This is a genomic window from Methylobacterium sp. BTF04 (assembly GCF_010692745.1).
Classification (GTDB): domain Bacteria; phylum Pseudomonadota; class Alphaproteobacteria; order Rhizobiales; family Beijerinckiaceae; genus Methylobacterium.
The window spans coordinates 63,634-70,299 of record NZ_JAAHTB010000021.1 but is presented as its reverse complement, the minus strand read 5'-3'; the positions used below and the strand labels follow the sequence as shown (position 1 = coordinate 70,299).

5 protein-coding genes are annotated in these 6,666 nt (G+C 65.0%); all 5 read right to left on the bottom strand.

What is annotated here, in order from left to right; translation table 11 throughout:
• Positions 1-242 precede the first annotated feature (242 nt).
• On the bottom strand, positions 243-1,199 hold the full coding sequence (fdhE, locus tag G3T14_RS14230; RefSeq protein ID WP_163643196.1) for a formate dehydrogenase accessory protein FdhE: 957 nt from the start codon (positions 1,197-1,199) through the stop codon (positions 243-245).
• A gap of 25 nt (positions 1,200-1,224) precedes the next feature.
• Positions 1,225-1,947: a formate dehydrogenase subunit gamma gene (locus tag G3T14_RS14225; RefSeq protein WP_163643195.1), complete on the bottom strand. Its 723-nt coding sequence runs from the start codon at positions 1,945-1,947 to the stop codon at positions 1,225-1,227.
• A 64-nt stretch (positions 1,948-2,011) separates the two neighbouring features.
• On the bottom strand, positions 2,012-2,944 hold the full coding sequence (gene fdxH, locus G3T14_RS14220) for a formate dehydrogenase subunit beta (RefSeq protein ID WP_163643194.1): 933 nt from the start codon (positions 2,942-2,944) through the stop codon (positions 2,012-2,014).
• A gap of 16 nt (positions 2,945-2,960) precedes the next feature.
• On the bottom strand, positions 2,961-6,041 hold the full coding sequence (gene fdnG, locus G3T14_RS14215; protein ID WP_163643193.1) for a formate dehydrogenase-N subunit alpha: 3,081 nt from the start codon (positions 6,039-6,041) through the stop codon (positions 2,961-2,963).
• A gap of 148 nt (positions 6,042-6,189) precedes the next feature.
• A complete protein-coding gene (locus G3T14_RS14210) occupies positions 6,190-6,537 on the bottom strand; it encodes a hypothetical protein (RefSeq protein ID WP_163643192.1) in 348 nt (115 codons plus the stop codon).
• Positions 6,538-6,666: the final 129 nt, after the last annotated feature.

Genomic DNA, 6,666 nt, shown 5'->3' with positions numbered 1-6,666 from the left:
GACACAAACGCCGACCCACCCAGCCAAAAGCCGGATCAGCCAACGCTAAATCCCCCGAATGTGAAACCGGCACCAACTCCAAAACCCGAAGGTCCCGCTCGCCGCCGCCGATGAACAGGGATATACGGATAGTCCGGCTCCACGTCAACACCGCAGATGACGGGACGACGACATTCGCGACATGTCGCGTCCGTCCGGTGTTCCCAGGCGCCGATCACGCCGCCTCCCGATACAGCGAACGCTTAGGTCAGGAAGAGCGGATTCAGACCGGCGCGACCGAAGCCGTCCTCGGCGATCTTGAGATCGAGACCGTAGGACGCGATGTCGTCGGCAACCGGATCGAGGGCCGGGTTCCGGTGCTGGTGCAGGTGCTTGATGTAGCTGTGACAGGTGGTGCAGGTCTCGACCTGCACATCCTTCGAGACCTCGTCGAGCCCGTAATAGCTCACGCCTTCACTCGATCCGCAGGCGGTGCAGCGGATACGAACCTGGTTCCACAGGGTCCCGCAGAGCGAGCAGGCGCAGTAGCGCGCCTTGTCCGCCGCGGTCCAGGCGACGACCAGGCTCGCCACCGGCGCACCACCACAGGCCGGGCAGATGCCGTCGGCGACGGGCTTCAGCGCCTTGCCGTCGAGGCGGGCGGATTGGCGCGCGAGGTAGACCTGAACCGCCGCCGATGCGAACACGCATTCACCGAGACGCTCCATGGGGAACGCGCCCTCGAACACCTGCACTGCGAGGTCGAGCCTGTCGTCCGGTGTGGCCGCGCACAGGGTGTCCCGGGCGCTGCGCGTGGAATCCGGCGCCGCGGCGAGATCGACGACGGCGAGCAACCGATCGAACCCATCGAGAAAGCTCGGATCGTCCCGGAGCAGGGACGATGACAGCGGCGGCATGCCGTGTTCGACCCGCAGGGCGGTGTCCGACGGTGTCAGGGGTGGGGTTCCGGCCTGTGCCGTCTGAACCACGGCTTGCGCCGTGGCGACACGGGCGAGAAACGCCAGATAGGCCCCGAGCGGATGCTCCGGCGCCAGAGAGTCCAGGCGTCGGGCGCGATCGGCAAACAGGGTCTCGGGGTTCGGTAGCCGGACGAACGGCACCGAACCGGAGATACCGATCCGATCCGGCTCGGGTTTCAACTCACGCGGTGGCCGCTTCGGCTCGGGGGCGACCTCGACGGGCTTGTCGCCCCCGCGCATACGATTGAAGAACCGCGCCAAACTCTTACGATCCGTGCTTGTCTGTGGAGCCGTGGCGGGTCTTGGTTCCGACCAGCTGCCGCAGCCACTTGCGGTGATGGCGATAGGCCCAACCGCCGGTGACGGTGCCGCGCACCATCGCCCGGCCGGTGCCGCGGACCCAGATGCCGGCATAGATGTGGACGAAGATGATCGCGATGGCGATCACGGCAGCCAGCGAATGCGCGAGCACCGCCCAGCGTTTGGTGTCGATGGTGGTGTATTGGTAGAAATACTGGTCCCAGATCACCAGACCGGTGACGAACATGATTCCGATCAGGACGGTCTGGCCCCAGAACACGCCCTTCTGGCCGGCATTGTACTTGCCGAGCTCCGGCAGACGGTCTTCGCGGTTGGTGACCACGTCCTTGATCTTCATCGACCATTCGACGTCGTCGCGGTTGGGGAGGTTCAGGCGCCAGAACCGCAGGAACAGGATCGCGAAGCTCGCCATCAGGAAGACGCCGAACCACGGATGGATCGCCCGCGTCGCCTGCCCGCCACCGAACAGGCCGCTGAGAAAGAACAGAAACGGCGTGAACATCGCCAAGCCGCTCAAGCCCAGCAGGGTGAACAGGATCGCGGTGATCCAGTGATTGACCCGCTGAACGCCCGTATAGCGGGGCACCAGCAGAATCTCGGGCGTCTCGACCTTCACCTCGTGCAAGACATGCGACCGGTCGTCCCTGACATCGGTATGGATCGTCATCGGGTCGACTCCTTCTTCCCGGCCCGCCCCGTGGGGCGGGCAACACGTGAGACGGGTGCGGACATCAGTGGGGACGGGCCTCGGTCTCGTCGCGAGCCCGTGCCTTGTCCTCCATCTCGATGGCCTCTTCCTCCTCCGCCGCCTCGACCTCGTTGGGCCCCGCCGTGATGTAGTGGAAGAAGCCGGCCACGGCGGCAAAGCCCATGGTGGCGAGACCGAACACCTTGGCTCCGCCCTTCCAGAAGGCGACGAGCGGGCTGATCTTCGGGTCGGTGGGCAGGCCGCTATAAAGGCCAGGCTTGTCGGCGTGGTGGAGCACGTACATCACGTGGGTGCCGCCGACACCGGCCGGATCGTAGAGGCCGGCCTTGTCGAAGCCGCGCGATTGCAGGTCCTCGATCCGGTCGTGGGCCTGCTCGATCATCGCCTCCTTGGTGCCGAACATGATGGCACCCGTCGGGCAGGCCTTGGCGCAGGCCGGGGCTTGGCCGACCGCGACGCGATCGGAGCACAGGGTGCACTTGTAGGCCTTGTGGTCCTTCTCGGAGATGCGGGGAATGTTGAAGGGACAGCCCTTCACGCAGTAGCCGCAGCCGATGCAGGCTTCCTCGATGAAATCGACGATGCCGTTGGAATATTGCACGATGGCGCCCGGGGACGGGCAGGCCTTGAGGCAGCCCGGATCGGTGCAATGCATGCAGCCGTCCTTGCGGATCAGCCATTCGAGGTTGCCGGTGCCCTCGTTCTCGTATTCGGCAAAGCGCATCAGGGTCCACGACTTCGGCGTGAGGTCGTGGGGATTATCGTAGACACCGACATTGACGCCGATGTCTTCGCGCAGGTCGTTCCACTCCTCGCACGCCGCCTGGCAGGCCTTGCAGCCGATGCACTTGGAGACGTCGATGAGCTTGGCCACTTCCATGTGGCTGCGGATCGCCGGCGGCGTCTCCGTCGAGGCGGAGCGCTGACGGATGTCGAGGGAGCTGTAATCGGCCATTGGTTCTCAGCTCCCCTTACGCGACGGCGCCGGCGGGCGGGGTGGTGGGTTCGATGTTGACGAGCCAGGCCTTGAATTCCGGCGTCTCGGTGTTGGCGTCTCCCACCACCGGCGTCAGCGAATTCGGGTGCCAGCCCTTCTTGGTGAGGCCCATGAAGCCCCAGTGCTGCGGAATGCCGACCACGTGGACGGCCTTTCCGTCGCACATCAGCGGCTTGATCCGCTTGGTCACCACGGCCTTGGCCTTCAGCGACCCGCGCTTCGACCAGACCCGGACCCAGCCACCCTTGACGATGCCCTTCTCCTGGGCGAGCTGCTCGGAAATCTCCACGAACGCCTCCGGCTGGAGCATCGCGTTGATGCGCGCATGCTTCGTCCATTGGTGGAAGTGCTCGGTGAGCCGGTAGCTCGTGGCCGCGTAGGGGAACTCCTCCGCGGTGCCGAGATCGGCGAGATCGCTCTTGAAGATGCGGGCCGCCGGAGCGCCCTTGATCTTCGGGAAGGGGATGTTCGCCATCGGCGATTCGAACGGCTCGTAATGGGTCGGGAACGGCCCGTCGCGCATCAGGCCGCGGGTCCACAGGCGGGCGACGCCCTCCTGGTTGAGGATGAACGGACCGACCCCGGCCTCAGGCGCACTGGTGGGGCCGAAATCCGGCACGTCGAAGCCGACCCACTGCTTGCCGTTCCACTCGATGAGCTTCTTCTTCTCCGACCACGGCTTGCCTTCCGGATCGCACGACGCGCGGTTGTAGAGCACGCGGCGGTTGGCCGGCCAGGCGAAGGCCCAGTTCGGCGCGATGCCCTTGTCGCCGGGATCGGTGTTGTCCCGGCGGGCCATGGTATTGCCCTTCTCGGTGTAGCAGCCCGAATAGACCCAGCAGGCGCAGGCGGTGGAGCCGTCGTCCTTGAGCTGGGCGAAGCCGTCCACCTGCTTGCCGGCCGGAATCGTGGCTCCGGCGGAATCCTGGATCGGTGCCAGCGTGTAGCCGTTGAGCTCGCGGGCGAGCTCGATCGGCGTCGGCGAATGCGCTGTGGCGTAGTTCCAGGTCAGGTTGACGATGGGCTCCGCGAAGGCGCCGCCCTCCTTCTGGTAGAGCGACTTGATGCGGGTGAAGAGCCCGGCCATGATCTCGATGTCGGAGCGGCATTCGCCCGGCGGCTCCTGCGCCTGCCAGTGCCACTGGAGCCAGCGGCTGGAATTCGAGAGCGAGCCCTCTTCTTCCGCGAACAGGGTGGTGGGCAGCTCGAACACCTCGGTCTGGATGCTCGCGGGATCGACGTCGTTGTACTCGCCGTGGTTCTCCCAGAAGCGGGCCGTCTCGGTCTGGAGCGGGTCCATCACCACGACGAACTTCATCTTGGCGAAGGCGTCGGCCATCTTGGCACGGTTGGGGAACGACATCAGGGGGTTGAAGCCCTGGATGACGTAGCCGGTCATCTTGCCCTGCTTGGCCAGTTCGAAGCCGCGCAAAACGTCGTAGGTCGGCACATCGAGCTTGGGCAGATAATCGTAGGCCCAGTCGTTGTCCTTGGTCGCCTTCTCGCCCCACATCGCCTTCTGGAAGGAGACGAAGAACTTGCCGTAATTCTGCCAGTAGCTGGTCTGGCCGGGACGCAGCGGCTTGAACTGCCGCTTGCCCATGTAGTTCGTGAAGTCGGGCTCCTTCTCCGTCGGGATGCTGAGGTAGCCGGGGATGAGGTTGCTCATCAGCCCGACGTCGGTCAGCCCCTGGATGTTGGAATGTCCGCGCAGCGCCTGCATGCCGCCGCCGAGCATGCCGATGTTGCCGAGCAGGGTCTGCACGATGCACATCGAACGGATGTTCTGCGAGCCCTTGGAATGGTGGGTCCAGCCGAGCGCGTAGAGGGACGCCATGGTCCGGTCCGGGCTCGCCGTGCTGGCGATCGTCTTGCAGACCTCGAGGAACTTGTCCTGGGGGCTGCCGCAGATCCGCGACACCATCTCGGGGGTGTAGATCGCGATGTGCTGCTTCAGAAGCTGCATCACGCAACGCGGGTGCTGCATCGTCGGATCGACGACCGCATACCCGTCCGGCCCGATCTCGTAGTCCCAGGTCGACTTGTCGTAGTCGCGCTTCTCCGGATCGTAACCGGCGAACAGGCCTTCCTCGAAGGTGTAGCCCTCCTTCACCACGAAACCGGCGTTGGAATAGGCCGCGACGTAGCGGTGCTGGATATGGTCGTTGTCGAGCAGGTACTTGGCGACGCCGGACAGGAACGCGATATCGGTCCCCTGCCGGATCGGGCAGTAGATGTCGGCCACCGAGGCCGTGCGCGTGAAGCGCGGATCGACGACGATCAGCTTGGCCTTGTTGTGGGCCTTGGCTTCCACCACCCACTTGAAGCCGCACGGATGCGCTTCGGCGGCGTTGCCGCCCATGACCGTAATGACGTCAGCGTGCTTGATGTCCATCCAGAGGTTGGTCATCGCACCACGACCGAACGAAGGCGCCAGACTGGCGACCGACGGGCCGTGTCAAACCCTGGCTTGGTTGTCGAAGACCAGGGCGCCCATGCTTCGGACCGTCTTGTAGGTCATCCAGGCGGTTTCGTTCGTCGTCGCCGACGCGCCGAGGAAGCCCACGCTGGTCCACCTGTTGACGGTGAGATCGCCATTCTTGGCGATGAAGTTCTTGTCGCGATCGTCCTTCATCAGGCGCGCGATCCGGTCGAGGGCGAAATCCCACGACACGCGCTTGAACTCGGAGGTGCCGGGCGCCCGGTATTGCGGGTACTTGGTCCGGGTCTCGGACTGCACGAAGTCGAGCAGGCTCGAACCCTTCGGGCACAGGGTGCCGCGGTTGACCGGGTGATCCGGATCGCCTTCGACGTGCATCACCGCCGAGCGCGCGTTCTTCGACCTATCACCGAGGCTGTAGAGGATGATGCCGCACGCCACGGAGCAATAGGGGCAGGTGTTACGCGTCTCGCGCATCTGCGCCAGTTTGTACGGACGCACCGAGGCGGCCATGGCCGGTTCGAGCGCGCCGAAACCGAGCGCGCCCATCGAGCCGCCCGCGAGACCGGCGCCGAGCCCCTTGAGGAGTCCCCGCCGAGAGACTTGAACGTTCATCCCGCAATCCTGTTACGAGTTGTTATCATTCCAACATCGTCACAGGATTGCCCCAGCGAGGCAAGTGTGGTTGCGTGACACATGCCACCCGAACGTCACCATTTTCGCACACGTTTTCGCAACCTTTTCAATCCTTTGCTCGCCGCCCTCACTTACTAGGCTGCGCCGGATTGGCATTGGCCGGACCGGGGGTACGGTGCTCCAGCGGACCCTGCGGATCGCTTCCCGGCGTGTAGTTTGTGTCGGCCTTCGGCACCGGCCTGTCGGCATTTTCCTGGGTCGAATGGCCACCGGGATTGGGGGCGTCCTTGGACGCGGATTCCTCACGCGGGATCGGGGCCTGGACCCAGCCATCGGTAGCACTCCGCGATTTGTCGCCCATCACGTCGGAGCCCTTGATCTCGCCCGGCTTGGTCTGGGCGAAGGCGGAGGGGCCGGAGGTCACGGCCAGGATGAGCCCCGCCAGGACGGCCGTGGTGAGCTTGGAACGAACCATGTCGACGCCTCGATGCGAAGCCAGCGGGCGAACCCGCCGCCCCGGGTGAACTCTGCAACGAACGGCGTGCCGCTATCCGCAGTTCCGACCGTCGCCGCGGCGGATCGTGACAGGGACGCGGCCTTCCAC